The sequence below is a fragment of the Exiguobacterium sp. U13-1 genome, from assembly GCF_001750115.1.
In the GTDB taxonomy this organism is placed as follows: domain Bacteria; phylum Bacillota; class Bacilli; order Exiguobacteriales; family Exiguobacteriaceae; genus Exiguobacterium_A; species Exiguobacterium_A acetylicum.
In genome coordinates, this window is sequence record NZ_CP015731.1 from 959,266 (window position 1) to 981,290 (window position 22,025).

The window sequence follows — 22,025 nt, forward strand, 5'->3', positions numbered from 1 at the left end:
CAAGGATGGATTTTGAACGTTTAACGGATCGGGCACACGAGGGAATCGTCTCTGCCCAAGCGATCGCGAAACAACGTCGTCATAGTGAAATCACAGAGTGGCATTTGTTACTTGCCTTACTTGCGCAAGAAGAGGGAATTGCACGGGTCATTTTTGAAAAGCTGAATCAACGGATTGAGACATTGAATGGAGCGATTGACGAGGCAATTAGTAAACTTCCGGCCTTGTCACAGGCGACGACGCCTCGGATCGGTGGCTCGTTGCTGAACGTATTAACGGAAGCAGAGACGGAAGCGCGTCTCATGCAGGATGACTACGTCTCCGTCGAACACTTATTGTTGGCATTGATCAAACAATCAAGTCCAGCAGCTCAATATTTACGTCGTCAAGGCATTACGGAAGAGACACTCCGGGAAGCAATCGTCAGTATGCGAGGCAATCGGAAGGTCACGACGAAAAATCCTGAAGAGACGTTCGATGTACTAAAAAAATATGGACGTGATCTTGTAGCGGATTTCCGGTCTGGGAAAACGGACCCGGTCATCGGTCGTGATGATGAGATTCGACGTGTCATCCGGATTTTGAGTCGGAAGACAAAAAATAATCCCGTCTTGATCGGAGAACCCGGCGTCGGGAAAACGGCAATCGTTGAAGGACTCGCGCAACGGATCGTCCGTGGGGATGTACCAGAGAGTCTGAAGAACAAGCAGTTGTTCAGTTTAGATATGAGTGCGCTCGTCGCTGGTGCGAAATATCGGGGTGAGTTCGAAGAGCGCCTGCAGGCGGTCTTGAATGAAGTCAAGGAAGCCGAAGGTCAGATTCTCTTATTCATCGATGAGTTGCATACGATCGTTGGTGCCGGGAAGACAGACGGCGCAATGGATGCCGGAAACATGCTCAAGCCGATGCTTGCGCGAGGAGAACTGCACTGTATCGGGGCGACGACGCTTGACGAGTACCGGAAGTATATCGAGAAAGATCCAGCGCTCGAACGTCGCTTCCAACAAGTCCTTGTCGCGGAACCGGATGTCGAGGATACGATTTCCATTCTGCGTGGATTAAAAGAACGATTCGAGATTCACCACGGTGTACGGATTCATGATAATGCGCTCGTTGCGGCGGCGATGTTATCCGATCGGTATATTACGGATCGGTTCATGCCGGATAAGGCGATCGATCTCGTTGATGAAGCATGTGCAATGATTCGGACCGATATGGAGTCGATGCCAGCTGAACTCGATTCACTCGTTCGTCGGGTCATGCAGCTCGAAATCGAGGAAGCGGCATTAAAGAAAGAAACGGATGAAGCATCTCGGAAACGACTTGCCGTCTTACAGCAAGAGCTCAGCTCTGTTCGAGAAGACGAGAGTGCGTTGCGGACGCGATGGGAACGGGAAAAAGAGAGTTCGCAAAGTGTCCAGCAGTTACGTGCGGATCTTGAGAAGGCAAAACTGGCGTTACAAGAAGCGGAAGGGCGCTATGATTTGAACCGAGCATCGGAAATCAAGTACGGTCAAATTCCGGATCTTGAGGCACGTCTGAAAGTTGCGGAAGAGTCATCTGAACACGTCTCACACGAACTCGTTCGAGAAGCGGTGACGGAAGAAGAGATATCCGATATCGTTTCGAAATGGACCGGCATTCCGGTGACACGGCTTGCGCAGGGTGAACGCGAAAAATTACTCTATCTCGAGGATACACTCCATGAGCGCGTCTTCGGTCAAGACGAAGCAGTCCGTCTCGTCGCGGACGCTGTCATTCGAGCGCGCGCAGGCATCAAGGATCCGAACCGCCCAATCGGCTCGTTCTTATTCCTCGGTCCGACAGGAGTCGGGAAGACAGAACTTGCAAAAGCTTTAGCGGCAGCGATGTTCGATAGTGAAGATCATATCGTCCGCATCGATATGTCGGAGTATATGGAAAAACACAATGTCTCCCGTCTTGTTGGTGCGCCTCCGGGATATGTCGGTTATGAAGAAGGCGGTCAATTGACGGAAGCCGTCCGACGGAGCCCGTATTCGGTGCTGTTGTTCGATGAGATCGAAAAAGCGCACGGGGACGTCTTTAATATTTTGCTTCAGTTGCTCGACGATGGTCGATTAACAGACGCACAAGGACGTGTCGTCGACTTCAAGAACACGATCGTCATCATGACGTCAAACATCGGGGCACCGATCCTGCTTGAAGCCGCTAAAGATGGTGTCATCGATGCAGCGGAAGAGGAAGCCGTTCGCCAAGAACTGAAACGTCACTTCCGACCGGAGTTCTTGAATCGGATTGATGATACGATTTTATTCCATCCACTCCACCGGACGGAAATCGAACGAATCATTGACAAAGCGGTCGAGAAAATGAGCTCACGTTTATCTGGACGTGGCATTACGATTGATGTCACGAATGCTGCGAAGACGTTGATTTTCGAAGAAGCATTTGAACCACAATACGGCGCCCGTCCAATCAATCGTTATATGCAACGAACGATTGAGACGAAACTTGCCCGTGCCTTAATCAGTGGAGCGATTCAAGATGGTGCTCGGATTTCGATTGACGTAGAAGACGGTGAACTCGTCGTCCACGGATGAAGCAGATGCTAGAAAAAGGAGTCGACTCGGCTGAAACGAGTCGACTCCTTTTAGCGTTTACGGAAGAACCATATCCGTATCCGTTAGATGCGTGATAAGCTAGAAAAAAAAGAGAAAGAGGGAACGCCATGAATGTTACACAAGCCCAACTCGAGGAGTTGATTGAAGAATGCCGTCCGTATACGGTGCTTGGACAAGTCGCCAGTTACATCCCAGAACTTGCGAAGGTTGATCCGACACAACTCGGAATCGCCGTCTGTAATGCCGACGGGACGTTCGTTTCGGCAGGTGATGCGGATACGATGTTTACACTACAGAGTGTATCGAAGATCATCACGCTCGCATTCGTCCTCGAGACATTCGGAGAAGACTATGTCTTTTCAAAAGTCGGGATGGAACCGACGGGCGATGCGTTCAATTCGATCGCAAAACTTGAAGAGACGATTCCAACAAAACCGCTTAATCCAATGATCAATGCAGGAGCACTAGCCGTGACGAGCATGTTACCGGGAACAGATGCTGCCGATAAATTACTTCAATTGCGTCAATTCATCGCAAAACTATTGGATATTGAAGTAGAAATGGTAAAATATGACGCAGATGTTGCTGAATCAGAATTCGAAACGACGGATTTAAACCGTGCATTGTTGTACTTCATGCGCTATCACGGTGTCATCGAAGGAAATGTCGAAGAGATCATCGACGTCTACACGAAGCAGTGTGCGATTTTGACGAACTGTAAAGGACTTGCCATGATGGGAAAAATTTTGAGTACATCTGGAAAAACACCATCAGGACGCCAAGTCATTTCACGTCGGAACGCACGAATCATTCGAGCGATCATGACGACGTGTGGCATGTACGATGCATCTGGAGAATTTTCGGTCCAAGTCGGGCTACCAGGAAAAAGTGGTGTTTCCGGTGCAGTCGTTGCTTGTGGTCGAAGTGATTTCGATATGGCTGATCTCGGAATCGGTGTCTTTGGACCATCGCTTGACGCAAAAGGGAATTCGATTGCCGGAACAAAGATGCTGGAATTACTCGTTCAACGTCATCCATGAGCGATTTCAATCTGATCAAGCGCAGAACGTAGTTCGTCCTCTAAACGCTTGATCTGACGTAAACGCTCTTCTTGATAAGCAGATGGAACCTCGAAAGAGCGCCATCTTTCTAATCGCTGATACGTATCATTGATGTGTCCGAGTCGTGTCTGGGTTGTCTTTAGGCGATCAACAGCAGACTTCGGTTGATGCGTGTAGGGACGAAGGTACTCGACCGTATAACGGTATGCTTTTGTAGCAAGCCGTAATTCATGCATCCGTTCGACACGCTTCGTTCCATCCTTTCGTTGCACTTTTTCAAATTGTTCACGTTTTTTTTCATAGCGTTTCTCGGCGGCGTGAATCAGCTCTTTTTCTGACATCCGCTTGAGGCGCTTTGTCATCGGACCGGCTAAAAAGCGACGAACGGATCGATCCAGTTCATTTGAGATCAAGAGGTGCATCGTCTCGATTAAAGTCGAACGTTTCCCTTGAAGTTGCAGAGCGACATGGTTCGCGAACAACTGATCGATTTCTGTTTTGTTTGAGGTTGCTTCGAGTTGTACGTCGAGGTCACGGACTTCGCCGAAAGCATGCATCAGTCGCTTCCAAATCAAATAAACGGGTTCCTCCGTTAAATCGACCAATCGGGCGAATGTGATCAGTTTCCGTAACCGAATCCGCGCTTGATGGACATCTTCCGGATTTTCAAACGTTTGAGCCTCTTTGGCATAATGATTGAAGGTAGACCATGTCTCAAGCAGTTCGAAAGTCAGCTTTTCAGTATCTCGATGGTTCATGGGATGAATCCCTCCTCGGATTATTTTCGTAAGAGTTCAAGAGTGCTAGGTTTTAAAATTAAGGAGGACTCCTCCTGAAATGTGGTGGAAACATGTTAGAAACAGTTACGTTCTCAGGAAAGATGAAGCAATTCATGAAAATTTTCTTTCCCATCCTCGTAACGCAAGTCGCGTTTTACTTAATTAGTTTTTTCGATACGGTCATGGCCGGTCGATACGGCTCTGCTGATTTAGCAGGAGTCGGTGTCGGAGCAAGTCTCTGGGCACCCGTTTACACAGGACTGACCGGTATTCTACTTGCCGTCGCACCGCTCGTTTCCCAAGCGATGGGAGCGAAACGCGAGCGGGAAGTCAAACGGATTGTCATGCAGGCGTTGTACGTTGCTGTCGTGATCATTGGTTTGACCGTAGTCATCGGACTTATTGCTGTCAATCCGATTCTCGAACGGATGGAGTTATCAGCAGAGGCGCGTGAAGTCGCGCGAAATTATCTCGTGATGTTAGCACTTGGGATCGTACCGATGTTCGTTTTCTTCGTTTTACGAACACTCGTCGATTCATTAGGTAAATCAAATATCACGATGGTCTTACTACTAATCTCTTTACCCATTAACGTCCTTTTCAATTATCTATTCATCTTCGGAAACTTCGGTTTTCCGGAACTTGGTGGAGTGGGCGCGGGAGTTGCGACTGCCATCACCTACTGGATTCTCTGTCTAGCGATCATCGCTGTCGTCTTCAAAGGAGAATTATTTCAACGCCTTGGGATTCTGCGGCGCTTTTACCGTCCAGATATGAAGCGAATCAAGGAATTGATTCTACTCGGTGCTCCGATTGGTCTAGCGATTTTTTCTGAAGTCAGTATTTTCTCGGCGGTCACGTTGCTGCTCGGAGCGTACGGCGATGTCATCATCGGTGCCTATCAAGCGGCCATCAACTTCGCTTCGTTCGTCTATATGATCCCATTATCTGCTGCGTCCGCTTTGACGATCACAGTCGGTTTTGAGGTCGGTGCCAAACGAATCAAGGACGCTGTCCAGTACGTCGTCATTGGATTGACGATGTGTGTTGCCGTCTCCTTGTTCTCCGGGATCTTGTTGTACTTAAAGAATGAAGAACTTGCCGCTTTATATAGTCGTGATCCTCAAGTCATCGAAGCAGCCGCACACTTCATGATTTTAGCGATTTTCTTTCAACTGTCGGATGCAGTTGCTGCACCGACGCAAGGTGCATTACGTGGATTCAAGGATGTCAACGTCACCTTCTTGTTGACGATTGCTGCCTACTGGGTCATTGGACTACCATTAGGTTTTTATCTCGAACGCTATACGACACTCGGACCAGATGGTTACTGGTGGGGATTGATCATCGGTCTTGCGGTCGGAGCAACGCTACTGCTTGTTCGTCTTATGCATTTAATCCGTAAATCAAGGAGGCTGGCAGCTTGAAATTCTCAAAACAACGCATCATGACGATTGCGAAGATCATCTTGCCGATCGTCTTGATTGGATTCATTTTTTATCAAGGACAAAACGAATTGCGTAGTTTGTCGCTACAAGAGTCGATTCAAGCGATTCGTCAAGTCCCATCTTGGCAATTCATCCTGTTGATTCTCGCAGGTCTTGCGGCAGTCTCGACGATGTTCTTTTATGATTTCTTCTTATTACGTTCATTGAAGGCGAAAGCACCAATCGGTCTGATTTTTCGAGCATCCTGGATTGCGAACTCCTTTAACGGCATCATCGGATTCGGTGGTCTCGCTGGGATGGCGATCCGATCCGCTCTTTATCGACCATTCGTTGAAGGCGGTCGTTTGTTGAAGGCGATCGGCTGGATGGCACCGACGTTGATCAGTGGATTGTCCATCTTATCTGCCTTATCGCTTCTACACGTTTTTCCGGCGTTCGAAGTACTCGATTTAAAAAAATGGCTGTGGCCCGTCATCATTGGTGTCGCATTCTTCTTCCCACTCTATCTGCTGTTCTCGTTTCGACGAGGCAATAGTAGCATCCATCCGAAATCGATTGCGTTATATTCACTCGTCTCACTCGCAGAATGGTTCAGTGCTGGCGTTGTCGTCTATCTGATCTTGGCAGCGCTCGGAACGGATGTCAGTTTCTCAAAAGTCATCGGTGTTTTCATCATCGCTGCGACAGCCGGTTTGATCTCGATGGTACCGGGTGGGTTTGGTTCGTTTGACTTAGTGTTTTTGATCGGCATGCAGCGTGCCGGTGTCGAGGAAGGCATCGTTTTGACAGGATTATTGATCTACCGTCTTGTCTACTACTTGATTCCGTTCCTGATCGGTGTCATTTTCTCAGCTCGGGAGTTCAGCGGTCCGGTCGTCAAGATGATCGAAGACAAACCGATCGTTGGTCCATCGATGGAGGTCGGGGGCGTCATTTGGCGCTTACAACTGCGATTCCTCAGTAAAATTCGTCATTTCACACTCGCATTGATCACACTCGTTGCCGGGATCACGATCTGGGGATTGGCGATTTTACCACCTGTCTCGACGCAATATGAATATTTGGAATCGAAATTACCGCATGAAGCGCTGTTACTCGCGAATAGTTTCTTCTTGATGGGCGGCTTATTGTTCGTCCTCTTATCGACAGCACTGTATCGTCGAACAAAACGGTCGTTATATATGATGTACGGGGCATCTTTTTTCGCGTTGATTGGAATGGCACTTCGTGGTTTTAACTTGATTTCCTTCCTTGCCGTCATCATCGTCCTCGTCTTGCTACTGATGTCGCGAAAAGCATTTCACCGAGAACGAACGCTCATTACGACGACACGGTTCATCCGGGTTGCCTTCGCTGGTCTATTGTACATTGGAGGATTCGTCTTTTTTGGATACGCCTTCTATACACTCGGATCAGCAGACGGAACAAAAGTGTATCCGGCACATGAAATTTTCATGTTTGCAGCGAGTGCCTCTATCTTTGCGCTCGTGTATGTTCTCGTCTTCATCCGCTTATTCAATACATTCAATCAACCGGTTCTCGGTGAGCGATTCGATGCTGAAAAGATCGAGTTGGTGTTGCGTGAGCAGGGTGGGAATTATTTAAGCCATCTCGCATTTCTAGGTGATAAACGTTTCTTCTTCTCCGAAACAGGACGTTCATTCATCCAGTTCAGTCAGACCGGCAATCGGATCATGGTCCTTGGCGACCCCAGTGGAGATCCAAAGGAACATTCACAAGTCATCGCGTCTTTCTTGCGTCGCGTCGAAGATCTTGGATATATTCCGAACATCTATCAAATTCAAGCGCAAAATATGTCTCTCTATCATGATTTTGGCTTCAACTTCTTCAAACTTGGTGAAGAAGCGATCGTTGATATTCCATCTTTCACTGTATCAGGAAAAAAACGAGCTGGACTTCGGTCGATTAAAAATCGCTTTGAACGAGAGGGCATGACGTTCGAAGTAGTCGAGCCACCTATTTCAGGAACTCTATTAGCAGAACTACAAGAGGTCTCCGACGAATGGTTAGGCGGTAAGTCCGAGAAAGGCTTTTCGCTCGGTTACTTCCACGAACCTTATTTAAATCGAGCGCCGATTGGCATCATGCGTGAAGCGGAAGGACGATTGATCGGGTTCATGACATTCATGCCTGCTTACCAAGAAGGGGTCCTATCGATTGACTTGATGCGTTTTCGACCAGATGGACCGAATGGAATCATGGATGCGATGTTCATCCGACTATTCGAGTATGCGAAAGATGAAGGCTACCACACGTTCAACATGGGAATGGCTCCGCTTTCGTCTGTCGGAGAGGACGAGACGTCCTTCTGGCAAGAACGTGTGGCAGCGGATGTCTTCAATAATATTCGCTACATGTATAGTTTCACCGGTCTACGACGATACAAAGAAAAGTACGATCCAAAATGGGAAGGACGATATCTTGCTTACCGAAAGCGTCAATCGTTACCGATGGCAATCTTAAAAGCAACGCGTCTGATTTCTCGAAAGAAAGACCGGATTTTATTACCATGATCGACTGACGCATGAAGTCGGCAATCGACGGGTATACAAAGGGCGACCCTATATCTACGGATATGCGGGATCGTCCTTTTATAATTTCGTTTAAATGTACAAAGGTCTATACAACTAGAATTAATCGCGTTATACTAGATACGGAAGCAAGTCATGGAACGGATAGAGAAAGGAAGATGCCAGATGACAGTGATCATCAATGCTCGGATTTACACGGGAGAGCAGACGATTGAAGACGGCTTCATTCGTTTTGACCGAACAATCGAGGCGATTGGACCCATGTCGAAATTCGAGGAAATCGCAGGAGAAGAGATGATCGATGCGCAGCATCAATCACTCATTCCGGGAATGATCGATGTGCATATTCATGGGGGATATGATGTCGATGTCATGGATGGAGATGTCGAGAGGTTGCGTCATTTCAGCCGACAGATGTTACAAGAAGGTGTGACATCATTTTTAGCGACGACGATTACTCAGGACTGGGGAAATATCACACGCGCGCTTGAGACGGTCCGAGAGGTCGTAGCGCAAGACGATACAACGATCGTCGGCGTTCATCTTGAAGGACCATTCATCAATCCGGATTATGCGGGTGCACAGCCTCACGAACATATCGTCGAACCGGATGTCGAGCAGTTCTTGAAATGGCAAAAAGCAGCAGGGAACACGATCAAGCTCGTCACATACGCTCCGGAACGCCCGGGAGCACGGGCGTTCGAAGAAGCGGTGCGCTTGACGGGTGCGATTCCGTCAGCCGGACATACAGACGCGACGTATGCCCAAAACCAAGCCGGTCACGTCACGCATGGTACCCACCTCTACAATCAAATGCGGGCACTTCATCACCGGGAACCAGGCACGGTCGGATATTGCCTCCTGACACCAGACGTCTATGCGGAGATCATTCCGGATGGGATTCACAGTGCGCCAGAAATGGTCGACTTCGCCTACCGAATGAAAGGCGCAGATCGACTGATCGTCATCACGGATGCGATGCGTGCAAAAGGATTAGCTGATGGTGAATATGAGTTAGGTGGTCAGGCTGTATTCGTTCGAGACGGTGCGGCACGTCTTGAAAACGGTAGCTTAGCTGGAAGTGTCTTAACGATGGACACCGCCTTACGGAATATCATCGCCTATACAGGCTGTTCGCTCGAAGAAGCGGTCCGCATGACATCGGTCAATGCGGCAAAAGAACTTCAATTGACTCAAAAGGGAAGCCTCTCGGTCGGCAAGGATGCGGACATCGTCCTGCTCGACGAAGCGCTACACATTCAAGAAACGATTCATCGTGGTACGCGACACCGGATCACGAACGGAAAGGAGTCTACCTCATGAAATGGATGATCGTAGAAAAAGGAGAAGAATTAGCACAGGTGGCCTATCAATTTTTGAAACAGGAAATTGAGCGTCACCCGGAAGGTTTGACGGTAGGACTGGCAACGGGAAGTTCACCGGTCGGCGTCTATGAAGAATGGCGGAAGGATTCGCTCGATTGTCGACATGTGACGACGGTTAATCTAGACGAATATGTCGGTCTCAGCCCAGAGCATCCACAAAGTTATCATACGTTCATGCAAGAGCATCTATTCAAAGATGTCGCGTTTAAGGAATCATTCGTTCCAATCGGGGACACAGAAGATCCCGTGCGCGAAAGTGAACGATATGAAGCGCTCGTCCGCAATCGAGGAATCGACATTCAATTACTTGGAATCGGAGCGAATGGACACATCGCCTTCAATGAACCAGGTACACCGTTCGATGCTAAGACACACGTAACGGAATTGACAGAGTCGACACGAGAAGCGAACCAACGATTCTTTGATCGATTAGAAGAAGTACCGACGAAGGCGATCACGATGGGAATCGGTACGATCATGGAAGCGAAGAAAATCCTTCTCGTTGCTTCTAGTGAACGAAAGGCAGAAGCGGTTCGCGACATGATGGAAGGTGTCGCAACAACGGATTGTCCAGCGACTGTACTCAAGCGTCATGCTGATGTCATGGTAATTTTGGACGAAGAAGCGGCCTCTTTATTGTCAGATGACGCTAAACGTACAGGACGAGCGGCATATCTGAATTTCATGAAAGTATGACGATGAAAAAGCGATGAATCAACAGGGATAGAGACAATCATTGGATTGACTCTATTCCTTTTTTGATTCTGTTGAGCCTAGTCTTAAGCGATTTGTTATTTTGATAGAAAGGTATCTCCAGGACATATACCAAGATCATTCAATCTCATGATAAATCGTACTAAGGATCCATGATTTTTTCAGTGCAACGATTCCATACGATTTCTTTAATCGAAACGTAAATTGACATTTCATTAAATGTACGGATAATGGAGATTAGCGAACTTTACGGAAAATTTACATGAAAATGAGGGTTTACATGATGGAAACGCGATCCGCACGAAAGAGACAGCCAAGTGCTGGCAAGATGTTCATGAAAGTCATCGCTGCACTCGTCCTGCTTGTCACAATCATCGGTTCTGGATATGCTGGAGCTATTTTTATTAAAACGCAAGAAACATTGGCAAAGACGCAGATTAACATTCCCGGCTCGAAGGTGAGCTCTAAATATGATGATGTTCCGTCTGAATCGTTCTTGATTCTTGGGACGGATGAAACGAAAAAAAGTAAAGAACGAAATGAACCGGCGCGATCAGATGTCATGATCGTCGGAATCTTAAATAAAAAAACGGAACAATTAGTGTTGACGAGTATTCCGCGTGATTCACTCGTGAACATCGATTATTCGAAATACGATGTACCTTATGGTAAGACAGGTGTTGAGCAAGATAAAATCACCCATGCCCATTACTTCGGTTCGATGGATAAATCGAATTCCTATAATGGGATTAAATTAGCGCGTGAAACGACAGAAAACCTGCTCGGTATTCAAATCGATCACGTCGTTAAAGTTAATTTCCAAGGATTCGTTCAATTGATCGATGCATTGGACGGCGTAGACATCGATGTACGATATGCGTTCAAAGAGCAAGATTCAAAACGTAAAGCCGGTACTGTCACTGTTGATAAAGGTATGCAACATTTAACAGGAGAGCAAGCACTTGCTTACGTCCGGAACCGTCATGATGATCCGCTCGGTGATATCGGACGCGGTCAAAAACAGATGCAAGTCATTCAAGCGGTCGCCAAAGAAGCGGCAAGTTTCCGTTCCCTCAGTGCATACCGTGATATTTTGGATGCTGTCGGTGATAACGTCGAAACGAATTTAGGTCCGAACGATTATACACGCTTAGCAGATTTCACAGCAGCGTTACGTAACACGACGGAGTACCAACTCGCTGGAGAAGGCTACATCGGTATTAGCGGGAAATGGGAATACCATCTCGATCCGAATCAACTGGAGCAAGTGAAAAGTAACTTAGCAAAAGCGATGCAAGGTCAAGAAGTCGAACCGATCAAGGAAGAGACAGACCCGGCACAAAGCACGACAGAAGAACCAGTGACGGAGACAGAAGCCGTTCCTGCTCAGTAATATATGCTAAAAATCCCCTTGTATCATCGTCACTGTACGACGATACAAGGGGATTTTTAGCGTTGGCGTTCCATTTCGACGGTGAAGGTATAGCGGTCTCCCCGGTAAGCGGAGATGACATATTCAAACGGTTGCTCCGTCGCGAGATATGTCAGTTGCTCGACGGATAGGACGGGCGAAGCGGTCGATAGACCAAGATGACTCGCCTCTTCCTTCGTTGCAAGACGTGATTCGAACGTTTGACTTGCACGTCCAAGATTTAATCCGCTCGCTTCTGCAAATGCATAGAGCGATGCTGTCGCAACGTCTTGATCGAGTCCAGGTAAGAGCTGTTCCGGGATATAGACGGTCTCAAGGGCAAGCGCTTGCTCATCAGCAATTCGTAAACGTTTCAGTTCATACACCGATGCCCCTTCGCGAATCCGTAGCTTATTGGCAATCGTCATCGAGGCGTCGATGATTTGATAGGAAAGTAGCGCACTCGTCGGTTCTAAACCTAAGTGCTCCATCTCTTCCGAGAAACTCGTCAATCCAGACAGTTGCATGACGATTTTTTTATTCGCGACGAATGTTCCACGTCCTTTTTGACGAATCAAGTAACCGGCGTTGACCAAGTTTGAAATGGCTTGTCGGACCGTCATTCGGCTGATTTGGTGCGCTTCGGCAAATTCGCGCTCGGACGGGATCAAATCGCCAGGTTGAAGAACACCGCTTTCAATTTGTTGTTTTAAGGCAGCTTCGATTTGATAGTAGATGGGGAGTGGTGAATTTTTATTGATATGCTGAATCACGGCATTTCGTCCCTTCGCGATCGGTAGTCTTTCGTCTAGTGTACTAGGAAAAAGGCAAGCCGACAAACGATTCTGGATGAAATATGGCATAATACAGAGTGAAACTGACAGAGAAAGGTGGTCGAGGCATGCGCCCCGAACAAATAGAATCCGATGTCCGAACCTTTCAGACATCCATTCGCACGACAAAACAAATAGATGGCTATTGGGTTGCTTTAGAGAAAAGTTACTTCTATCCGGAGAGCGGTGGACAGCCGGCGGATCGTGGAACATTGAACGACCAACCGGTCCTTGACGTTCAAATCGAAGACGGTGTCGTCTGGCACCAACTGGCGACGCCGCTCATAGATGACGTCACCGGTATCGTAGATGACGCAGTCCGGATCGATCATGCGGCGCAGCATACGGCACAACATGTCATCTCTGCGATCCTACAAGATGAATCAAATATCAAGACACTCAGTTTTCGAACGGGAAGTGAGGTCTCGACGCTTGATATCGAGACACCTGAATGGACAACTATGCAACAAGAACAGTTGGATCGACGATTACGGCATGTGATTGAACAAGGATTACCGATCACGGCGACAGAGTATGACGAGGCGGAAGCGCTACGCTTACCATTACGAAAAACACCACAAGTTGAAGGACGAATTCGTGTCGTTCAAATCGGCACACTCGATTATAGTGCCTGTGGCGGGACGCATCTTGATTCGACGGTACAGCTCGAGTCGATTCTCTTTACCGGAGTCGAGCGGATTCGTGGAAATATTCGTCTGTCCTATGTCGCGAAGGAACGGGCATACCAACTCGTTCAGGCAGAACGACGAGCCTTACGGGAAGCGGCGCAAGCCTTGTCGGTCAAACCAGTTCAAATGCTAGAAGCCGTCCAAGCGTTACAAGAAGAGCAGAAACGCTTAACGAAACAGGTCGAACACGCCCAGGAACAACTCGCAACGTTCACACTCGCTCACGCTTTAGAACAACAAGAAGGCATTCTTGTGTTTGAACATCTGGATGAAGAAATCAAAATATCCGAGCAACTTGCTAAAGCGATTCAAGAAGCGGGACGCGTCGGCGTCGTCTGGAATGCGACGACGAACAAGCTACTGATGAGTAGTCCAGGTGAACCACATCTCGGAAAATTCGCCAAAGCACATGTCCAATCATTTAATGGACGTGGTGGTGGAAGTGCAATCCAAGCACAAGCACAATTTACGAATCGGGATGATGCGATGGCATATGTCGATCGATTACGGGAGGAATATCAGTTATGACAGTGATTCAAGTACGTACAGCAGAACAACATCAAGCCGTTCGGATGATCCGGGAACGGGTCTTCGTTGAGGAACAAGGCGTACCACGCCATCTTGAATACGATACACACGATGAGACAGCGATTCATCTGCTTGTCCTCGATGAGCAAAGCCGCCCAGTCGCGACGGGACGTACCCGCCCATATGACGACCAACGGATGAAGGTAGAGCGTGTTGCGACGCTGTCGACAGCGCGAGGAAAAGGATACGGTGGCGAGTTGATGCAGGCGATGGAACGTGTCGCACGTCGCGAAGGCAAACAATTGCTAACGCTCGGTGCACAAGTCCAAGCGATCCCGTTTTATCAAGGGCTTGGCTATACGATCGTCTCTGATGAATTCGACGATGCAGGCATCCCACACCGGACGATGGAGAAGAAAATGTAATCAAATTTGAAAGAAATCCTACAAAAAGGGTTTCTTTTTTTTGTTTTCTATGTATATATATAATTCATAATGAATTTTTATACAGACAGATGAATTTAAAACCAGGAGGGAATTATACATGTCGAAACAAAAATTAATCTTAGCGTACTCTGGGGGACTCGATACATCGGTAGCCATCAAATGGTTGAGCAAGGACTACGACGTCATTGCATTATGTATGGACGTCGGTGAAGGAAAAGATTTAAGCGTCATCAAGGAAAAGGCACTTCTCGTCGGTGCAATCGAATCAATCGTTCTCGATGTCAAAGAAGAATTCGCCCAAGAGTTCGTCTTACCAGCCCTTCAATATGGTGCACATTACGAAAATGCCTATCCGTTGATTTCAGCGCTTTCGCGTCCGTTGATCGCAGAAAAGCTCGTCGAAGTCGCGCATGAATATGGTGCAACGGCTGTCGCACACGGCTGTACCGGAAAAGGAAACGACCAAGTCCGGTTCGAAGTTTCGGTCGCAGCACTTGATCCATCACTTGAAGTCATCGCACCAGTTCGGGAGTGGAAGTGGTCACGGGAAGAAGAGATCGCCTATGCGAAAGAAAACAATGTGCCGATCCCGATCAACCTCGACAGCCCTTACTCGATCGATATGAACCTTTGGGGACGGAGTAATGAGTGTGGCGTCCTAGAAAACCCGTGGACAGAACCACCGCAAGACGCTTACGCGTTGACGGTAGCACCTGAAGACGCTCCAGATCAGGCGGAAGAAGTCATCATCGGCTTTGAAGCAGGCGTTCCGGTTTCCATTAACGGCACGACGTATCCACTCGCAAAACTGATCACGGAACTGAATATCATCGCTGGAGCGCACGGCGTCGGACGGATTGACCACGTCGAGAACCGTCTCGTCGGAATCAAATCACGGGAAGTGTACGAGTGCCCTGGCGCGACTGTTCTATTGAAAGCACACGCCGCACTTGAGACGATCACATTGACGAAAGACGTCGCTCATTTTAAACCGTTACTCAGCAAACAATATGCAGAAACAATCTATAACGGTCTCTTCCACGCACCATTGACGAAAGGTCTGAAAGCTTTCTTGATGGCGACGCAACAGGACGTCACAGGAGAAGTTCGCGTCAAACTGTTCAAAGGAAACGCAACCGTGACAGGTCGTCAGTCTGCTGTCTCGCTCTACGATGAAAAGCTTGCGACGTATACGAAAGAAGATGCGTTTGATCATGAAGCAGCAAAAGGATTCATCAAATTACACGGTCTTGCTGTTTCGACGCATGCAAGTGTTCATCGTCAGGCGGGTGTGACGAAATGACCAAACTCTGGGGTGGACGTTTTACGGAAAGTGCTTCCGCTCAAGCGGAAGCCTTCGGAGCATCGATCACGTTCGATCAAAAGTTAGCAAGTGTCGATTTGAAAGGAAGTCTTGCGCACGCGCAGATGTTATTTGAACAAGGAATCCTCGCTCAAGACGAGTGGACACAAATCGAGCAAGGACTAAAGCAACTAGAAGCGACAGTAGCGGATCATGTGTATACGCTAGCGGATGAAGACATTCATATGAACCTTGAGCGGTTGTTGACGGAACAGATTGGTCCAGTCGCAGGGAAACTGCACACGGCACGGAGTCGAAACGACCAGGTCGCAACCGACTTGCATCTATGGATGGAGCAACATGTCGAAGCGTTGACGACGGCATTACGTGAGCTCCAATCGGTCATCACGGAACAAGCCGAGCAACATATCGAGACGGTCATGCCGGGCTATACACATTTGCAACGGGCGCAACCGATCTCGCTTGCGCATCACTTGCTTGCGTACTTCTGGATGTTTGAACGGGACGTTGAACGGTTGACGGACAACCAAAAACGAATCCGGAAATCACCGCTCGGGGCAGGCGCGCTCGCCGGTACGACATTCCCGATTGATCGTTTCCGTTCTGCCGAGTTGCTCGGATTTGAATCGATCTATCCGAACAGCCTCGACGCCGTCTCCGACCGGGACTTTGTCATCGAATACCTCGGGATCGCCTCGACCGTCATGATGCATCTATCACGTTTTTGTGAAGAAATCATCATCTGGGCGTCGCAAGAATTTGGCTTCATCGAGTTGTCCGATGCCTTCTCGACAGGATCGAGCATGATGCCACAAAAGAAAAATCCTGATTTCGCGGAATTGATTCGTGGGAAAACAGGACGTGTCTACGGCAATCTAATGGGCTTCTTAACGACGATGAAAGCATTACCGCTCGCTTACAATAAAGACATGCAAGAGGATAAAGAAGGGGTCTTCGATACAGCGGATACCGTCCTCCAGTCCGTTCAAATCTTCACCGGAATGATTGAATCCGCGACGTTTAAGACCGAAGCGCTCAAGAAGGCGACAATGCAAGACTTCTCGAACGCAACGGAACTCGCCGACTACCTCGTGACGAAAGGCATACCATTCCGAGAAGCACATGAAATCGTTGGGAAGGCTGTCCTTTACTGTGTACAGAATGGCTGTTTCTTGAAAGATTTGAACCTTGAGACGTATCAAACATTCCATCCTGATATCACAGAAGAAGTCTATCCGCTCCTCGATCCGGTTCAAGCAGTGGCACGCCGGACAAGTTACGGCGGTACAGGGTTTGCTGCCGTTTCAGAGCAACTCGAACTTGCGAAACAGCATCTTGCGAATTGACGAATTTTGAAAAAAATCAGTCAAATGACTGGATTTAACAAAAGATGTCTGCTATAACTGTAACTAACAACCGACAGATAGAGGCGCGGATGACATGAGTAGCATCATTCTTGAAGGCAAGCATGCCGAATGATGTGAAAGGGGAAGTCCGCCGAAGTGAACGAGAAGATGCTTACTCTTGTTTGCTGGTACAACGGTTAAGATCCGTTGTACTGCCGAAACCGATGTTTCGGAGCGCTATCTTACGTAAAAGAACGAATGACTTCGTCTTCGTTTGTCCGATCGTGATAACGACGGGCCGTAGGAACGCTCCTACCGGCCCGTCGTTTTTTTCTGTATCGGGACAAAGGAGATAGGATTGTGACAACTGTACTTAAATTTGGTGGAAGCTCGGTTGCGACTGTCGAACAGATTCAGTCTATTGCGAATTATTTGAAGAGTCGCGCAGCCGAAGGTGAAAAACTCGTCGTCGTCGTTTCGGCGATGGGCAAGATGACAGATTCTTTGATCGCTCAGGCGCAAGCCATCACGGATCGCCCCGAGCGGCGAGAACTCGATCGGCTGCTTGCCATCGGAGAAGAACAGACGATTTCATTACTCAGCATCGCCCTCAACTCACTCGGCGTCAAAGCGTTATCGCAAACTGGCGCACAAGCAGGGATCAGCACGATGGGTGTGCATACGAAAAGTAAGATCAAACAGATCGATGGAGATCTGTTACGACAAAAACTCGAAACGTACGATGTCGTCATCGTCGCCGGATTCCAAGGTGTCAACGAACTCGGTGATGTCACGACGCTTGGACGGGGTGGGTCGGATACAACGGCAGTTGCCCTTGCGGCAGTCCTTGATAAACGGTGCGAAATCTATACCGATGTCGACGGTGTCTATACAGCTGATCCGCGAATCCATGCCGCCGCTCAACCGATTCCACATATCTCGTATGATGAGATGATGGAAATGAGCGCCCTCGGGTCGAAGGTCATGGAAATGCGAAGTGTCGAACTAGGAAAAAAATACGGCGTACACATCTTCGTCGGGAAAACACTTGAATCGAAAAGGGGAACATGGATCATGGGAGCGACGGAAACAATGGAACAAAAAGCGGTGACGAGTGTTAGTGTGACGAAGAACGTCTTGACGGTATCAATCAAACACGTACCGCAAACGAATGCAGCAGTAGCCGATATCTTCGAACTGTTATCCAATCGCCACGTCAACATCGACATGATCAGTCAAACGACGTTCGACAGTGACATTTTCTTATCGTTCTCATGTCCACTCGATGAGGAAGAGTTCCTCGATGAAGCATTGAAAGACATCATGGATCGCTTCACGACAGTCAAGGTCGATCGCCATAATCAACATGCGAAATTATCTGTCGTCGGAATCGGGATGCGGGATGCAACAGGTGTCGCTTCGAAATTGTTCGCAATCTTCCGAGCAGAGAACATTCCGTTCTATCAAGTTACGACTTCAGAAATCAGCATCTCATACACGATTGCACAAGCAGATATTGAACGGACGGTTGCAGCGATTGCAAACGCGTTCGAGTTATAAGGAGGAAAACAGGATGTATCATGTAGCAGTCATTGGAGCAACCGGCGCCGTCGGTCAAAAAATGTTACAAGTACTAGCCGAACTGGACTTCCCGGTCAGCCGCCTGTCCGCTTACGCTTCTGCTCGTTCAGCAGGGAACACGGTACAGTTCAAGGGAGAAGCCATCACGATCCAAGCGCTGACACCAAATATCACGGAAGACGGGATCGATGTCGCGTTGTTCGCAGCGGGCGGAACGATCAGTGAACAATATGCCCCGTTACTAGCTGAAAACGGAACACTCGTCGTTGATAATTCAAGTGCTTTCCGGATGCAGGAGACGATTCCGCTTGTCGTGCCAGAAGTCAATCCACAAGCGATTCAAGCGACGGACCGCTTGATCGCAAATCCGAACTGTTCGACGATTCAATCCGTCGTCGCCTTAGCACCGCTCCAGTCACTGGGATTCGAGCGTGTCAACTATACGACGTATCAGGCCGTATCCGGTTCTGGTCAAAAAGGAATCGAGGATCTGGCACGTGGAGCACGGGGAGAAGAGCCCGTCAATTATCCGCATCCGATTCACGATAACATCTTGCCACATATCGATGTGTTCCTTGAGAACGGCTATACGAAAGAAGAGCAGAAGATGATTGACGAAACACGGAAAATCTTCAATCTTCCAGCACTACCAGTCAGTGCGACATGTGTGCGTGTTCCAGTCACGAATTCTCACTCGGTTGCGATCAACGTCACGTTTACGCAGCCGACGACGGTTGCAGCGATCCGTGAAGCACTTGAAGGCGCACCGGGCGTCGTCCTCATCGATGATGTCGCGAATACGCGTTATCCGATGCCACTCGATGCAAGTGGTACGGACGACGTCTACGTCGGTCGGATTCGACAAGATGATAGTCTCGCGAACACGTTCCATCTCTGGTGTGTAGCCGACAACATTCGAAAAGGTGCCGCCTCGAATGCCGTACAAGTCGCACGCCAAGCAATCGAACAGTCGATTCATTCATAAAAAAGGAGGAGTTCTTCATGTTCAAAGGAGCAGGTACAGCGCTCGTCACACCATTTAATGAAGCAGGCGAGTTGGATCTACACGTATTCGAACGCTTGATCGAGCAACAACTCGCAGCAGGAATTCAGGCGCTTGTCGTCGGAGGAACGACAGGAGAAGGATCGACACTGACGAACACGGAATTCGAACAACTACTGGCGACTGCCGTTCAAATCACGGCAGGACGAGTACCAGTCATTGCCGGAACGGGTTCGAACAACACGGCAGCAACAATCGAGAAGACGTTACTCGCAGAGCGCCTCGGTGCGGACGCAGCGATGCTCGTCACACCGTACTACAATAAAACATCGCAAGCGGGTCTCGTCGCACATTTCACGGCGGTCGCTGATGCAACCGAATTACCAATCATGCTGTACAACGTTCCGTCGCGGACAGGAGTTGCGATCGCAGTCGAAACAGCAGTGACGTTAGCACGTCATCCACGAATCCAAGCGTTTAAGGAGGCGAGTGGAGACGTCAGCTTCATGGGTGAACTGATGGCGGCGATTCCGGAAGATTTCGCGGTCTTCTGTGGAAATGATGATCAAATCCTGCCGTACATGGCATGGGGGGCACAAGGCGTCATCTCAGTTCTTTCGAACCCGTACCCAGCAGAGACACAAGCACTTGCTGAGGCGTTACTCGCACAAGATCTCATCACGGCTCGCCGGATTCAGGCAGACTTGTTACCGGTCATCGGTGCCTTGTTCAGTGACGTTAATCCGATTCCAGTCAAAGCATCGCTTGAAGAACTTGGCTTTGCTGTCGGTGCGCCGCGCTTGCCGCTCGTCCGTCAATCGGAAGCGGGACATGCCCACTTACTCGAAACGATGCGGGCTTACAAAGGAGTGGTTCGATGAAACTCGCGTTACACGGTTATGGGGCGACAGGACAATACGTCGTCGAACTCGCACCACAAAGTGTCGTGGCGATCGTTGACCGGACGAAGTCATCCGATACGATCGCTTCATATGCCGAGCTAACAGAGATGTCAGAAACGGTCGATGCGATCATCGACTTCTCGCATCCGAGTTTGCTACCTGATCTGCTCGCATACGGGCTGGCGACAAAAACACCACTCGTTATCGCAACGACTGGTTTTTCTGAGGCGGAACTGGCATCGATTAAGGACGCCGCAAAAGAAATTCCGATCTTCCAGTCGTACAACATGTCGTACGGTATCGCGATGGTGCAGCAACTGCTGAAGACACTTGTGCCACTAGCAGGAGCGTATGACATCGAATTGCTCGAGAAACATCATAACCAAAAAGTCGATGCGCCAAGCGGAACGGCTGAGTTGTTATTGCAAACGATTCAGACGGCACGTGACGTCACACCGGTATATGACCGGTCACAGACGCGGCAAAAGCGGGAGACGAACGAGATCGGAATGCACGCGATGCGCGGTGGAACGATCTTCGGAGAACACGAAGTCTTATTCGCAGGTGTCGACGAATTGATTGAAATCAAACATACAGCGCTATCGAAAAAAGTATTTGCTTCTGGTGCGATCCAAGCAGCTGAGGCACTCATTCAAAAAACAGCGGGACTCTATACATTAGAGACGCTCTACACACAGGAGGATTCACATGTTACTCACTGATGCTTACGAAATTGCTAAATTCATTAAAGATGCTAAAAAACAAACACCGGTAAAACTTTACGTCAACGGCGATTTGGCGGGCTTGACGATCGAAGGCGCTACAGCATTCGGATCAGATGAATCAAAGATTTTCTTCGCGGATGCAGGACTTGCGGCTACTTTCTTAGAAAAGTATTCAGATCGCATCACGGATGTTCACGTGGAGTATGACCGTCGCAACAGTGCGGTACCAATGCTTGATACACGTCACTTGAATGCGCGCATCGAACCAGGTTCATGGATTCGTGATCATGTTGTCATCGGTGATAACGCGGTCGTCATGATGGGTGCCATCATCAATATCGGTGCATCAATCGGAAATGGTACAATGATTGATATGAACGCTGTCGTCGGTGCACGTGGGACGATCGGGAAAAACGTTCATGTCGGCGCAGGTGCCGTGGTCGCGGGTGTCCTCGAACCACCTTCAAAAACACCTGTCATCATTGAAGACGGTGTCTTGATTGGTGCAAATGCAGTCATTCTTGAAGGCGTCAAAGTCGGCAAAGATGCCGTCGTCGCTGCTGGTAGTGTCGTCACAGAAGACGTACCTGCTGGAAGCGTCGTTGCTGGAACACCTGCACGTGTCATCAAACAGAAAGATGCGAAAACAGAAGAGAAGACGCAATTGGTGGATGATTTACGTTCACTCTGATTGA

18 protein-coding genes and 1 riboswitch are annotated in these 22,025 nt (G+C 48.6%); of the genes, 16 read left to right on the forward strand and 2 right to left on the reverse strand.

Translation table 11 applies throughout. The features are described from left to right. Positions 1 to 5 precede the first annotated feature (5 nt). Both clpB and glsA read left to right on the forward strand, forming a co-directional pair. Positions 6 to 2,582, forward strand: a complete 2,577-nt coding sequence (gene clpB, locus ESP131_RS04930; protein WP_029340761.1) for an ATP-dependent chaperone ClpB — start codon at positions 6 to 8, stop codon at positions 2,580 to 2,582. Between the two features lie 128 nt (positions 2,583 to 2,710). Next, on the forward strand, positions 2,711 to 3,643 hold the full coding sequence (gene glsA, locus ESP131_RS04935) for a glutaminase A (protein WP_023467099.1): 933 nt from the start codon (positions 2,711 to 2,713) through the stop codon (positions 3,641 to 3,643). Here glsA and ESP131_RS04940 read toward each other — a convergent pair. Beyond that, positions 3,634 to 4,422 carry a CHAD domain-containing protein gene (locus ESP131_RS04940; RefSeq protein WP_029340762.1) on the reverse strand — a complete coding sequence of 263 codons (789 nt, stop codon included), beginning with the start codon at positions 4,420 to 4,422 and terminating at the stop codon, positions 3,634 to 3,636. The two genes, glsA and ESP131_RS04940, sit on opposite strands and share 10 nt — an antisense overlap. 92 nt (positions 4,423 to 4,514) lie before the next feature. Here ESP131_RS04940 and ESP131_RS04945 point away from each other — a divergent pair, with 92 nt between their 5' ends. From ESP131_RS04945 to ESP131_RS04965, 5 genes are all read left to right on the forward strand, one after another. After that, positions 4,515 to 5,870 (forward strand): MATE family efflux transporter, encoded by a 1,356-nt coding sequence (locus tag ESP131_RS04945; RefSeq protein WP_023467101.1) that lies wholly within the window; start codon positions 4,515 to 4,517, stop codon positions 5,868 to 5,870. Then, positions 5,867 to 8,425 (forward strand): bifunctional lysylphosphatidylglycerol flippase/synthetase MprF, encoded by a 2,559-nt coding sequence (gene mprF, locus ESP131_RS04950; RefSeq protein ID WP_069940288.1) that lies wholly within the window; start codon positions 5,867 to 5,869, stop codon positions 8,423 to 8,425. The genes ESP131_RS04945 and mprF overlap by 4 nt, the downstream gene beginning before the upstream one ends. 183 nt (positions 8,426 to 8,608) lie before the next feature. Further along, positions 8,609 to 9,766, forward strand: coding sequence for an N-acetylglucosamine-6-phosphate deacetylase (gene nagA / locus ESP131_RS04955; protein WP_034785886.1), 1,158 nt, complete (start codon positions 8,609 to 8,611; stop codon positions 9,764 to 9,766). Beyond that, entirely contained in the window at positions 9,763 to 10,524 is a 762-nt protein-coding gene (gene nagB / locus ESP131_RS04960; protein ID WP_050679000.1) for a glucosamine-6-phosphate deaminase, read from the forward strand. The genes nagA and nagB overlap by 4 nt, the downstream gene beginning before the upstream one ends. 298 nt (positions 10,525 to 10,822) lie before the next feature. Next, entirely contained in the window at positions 10,823 to 11,935 is a 1,113-nt protein-coding gene (locus ESP131_RS04965) for an LCP family protein (RefSeq protein ID WP_231925688.1), read from the forward strand. A 56-nt stretch (positions 11,936 to 11,991) separates the two neighbouring features. On the opposite strand, the gene phnF is transcribed toward ESP131_RS04965, so the two are convergent. After that, on the reverse strand, positions 11,992 to 12,726 hold the full coding sequence (gene phnF / locus ESP131_RS04970; protein WP_081780439.1) for a phosphonate metabolism transcriptional regulator PhnF: 735 nt from the start codon (positions 12,724 to 12,726) through the stop codon (positions 11,992 to 11,994). A 128-nt stretch (positions 12,727 to 12,854) separates the two neighbouring features. Here phnF and ESP131_RS04975 point away from each other — a divergent pair, with 128 nt between their 5' ends. The 9 genes from ESP131_RS04975 to dapD all read left to right on the forward strand — a co-directional run bounded on the left by ESP131_RS04975 (position 12,855) and on the right by dapD (position 22,021). Then, positions 12,855 to 14,003 (forward strand): alanyl-tRNA editing protein, encoded by a 1,149-nt coding sequence (locus ESP131_RS04975; protein ID WP_069940290.1) that lies wholly within the window; start codon positions 12,855 to 12,857, stop codon positions 14,001 to 14,003. Further along, positions 14,000 to 14,428 carry a GNAT family N-acetyltransferase gene (locus ESP131_RS04980; protein WP_029340768.1) on the forward strand — a complete coding sequence of 143 codons (429 nt, stop codon included), beginning with the start codon at positions 14,000 to 14,002 and terminating at the stop codon, positions 14,426 to 14,428. Before ESP131_RS04975 ends, ESP131_RS04980 begins: the two co-directional genes overlap by 4 nt. A 118-nt stretch (positions 14,429 to 14,546) precedes the next feature. Next, positions 14,547 to 15,752 carry an argininosuccinate synthase gene (locus tag ESP131_RS04985; RefSeq protein ID WP_069940291.1) on the forward strand — a complete coding sequence of 402 codons (1,206 nt, stop codon included), beginning with the start codon at positions 14,547 to 14,549 and terminating at the stop codon, positions 15,750 to 15,752. After that, positions 15,749 to 17,119, forward strand: a complete 1,371-nt coding sequence (argH, locus tag ESP131_RS04990) for an argininosuccinate lyase (RefSeq protein WP_069940292.1) — start codon at positions 15,749 to 15,751, stop codon at positions 17,117 to 17,119. The genes ESP131_RS04985 and argH overlap by 4 nt, the downstream gene beginning before the upstream one ends. 70 nt (positions 17,120 to 17,189) lie before the next feature. Further along, a riboswitch (Lysine riboswitch) is annotated at positions 17,190 to 17,367 on the forward strand. A 112-nt stretch (positions 17,368 to 17,479) separates the two neighbouring features. Further along, a complete protein-coding gene (locus ESP131_RS04995) occupies positions 17,480 to 18,679 on the forward strand; it encodes an aspartate kinase (protein WP_069940293.1) in 1,200 nt (399 codons plus the stop codon). 13 nt (positions 18,680 to 18,692) lie between these two features. Next, positions 18,693 to 19,685: an aspartate-semialdehyde dehydrogenase gene (locus ESP131_RS05000; RefSeq protein WP_064300864.1), complete on the forward strand. Its 993-nt coding sequence runs from the start codon at positions 18,693 to 18,695 to the stop codon at positions 19,683 to 19,685. Between the two features lie 17 nt (positions 19,686 to 19,702). Continuing rightward, the gene (gene dapA / locus ESP131_RS05005) at positions 19,703 to 20,584 is read left to right on the forward strand and encodes a 4-hydroxy-tetrahydrodipicolinate synthase (RefSeq protein ID WP_069940294.1); all 882 of its coding nucleotides are present in this window, start codon (positions 19,703 to 19,705) and stop codon (positions 20,582 to 20,584) included. After that, positions 20,581 to 21,327 carry a 4-hydroxy-tetrahydrodipicolinate reductase gene (dapB, locus tag ESP131_RS05010; protein ID WP_069940295.1) on the forward strand — a complete coding sequence of 249 codons (747 nt, stop codon included), beginning with the start codon at positions 20,581 to 20,583 and terminating at the stop codon, positions 21,325 to 21,327. Before dapA ends, dapB begins: the two co-directional genes overlap by 4 nt. Continuing rightward, complete coding sequence (gene dapD / locus ESP131_RS05015) at positions 21,314 to 22,021, forward strand: 2,3,4,5-tetrahydropyridine-2,6-dicarboxylate N-acetyltransferase (RefSeq protein WP_069940296.1); 708 nt, start codon at positions 21,314 to 21,316, stop codon at positions 22,019 to 22,021. Before dapB ends, dapD begins: the two co-directional genes overlap by 14 nt. The last annotated feature ends 4 nt before the right edge of the window (positions 22,022 to 22,025 follow it).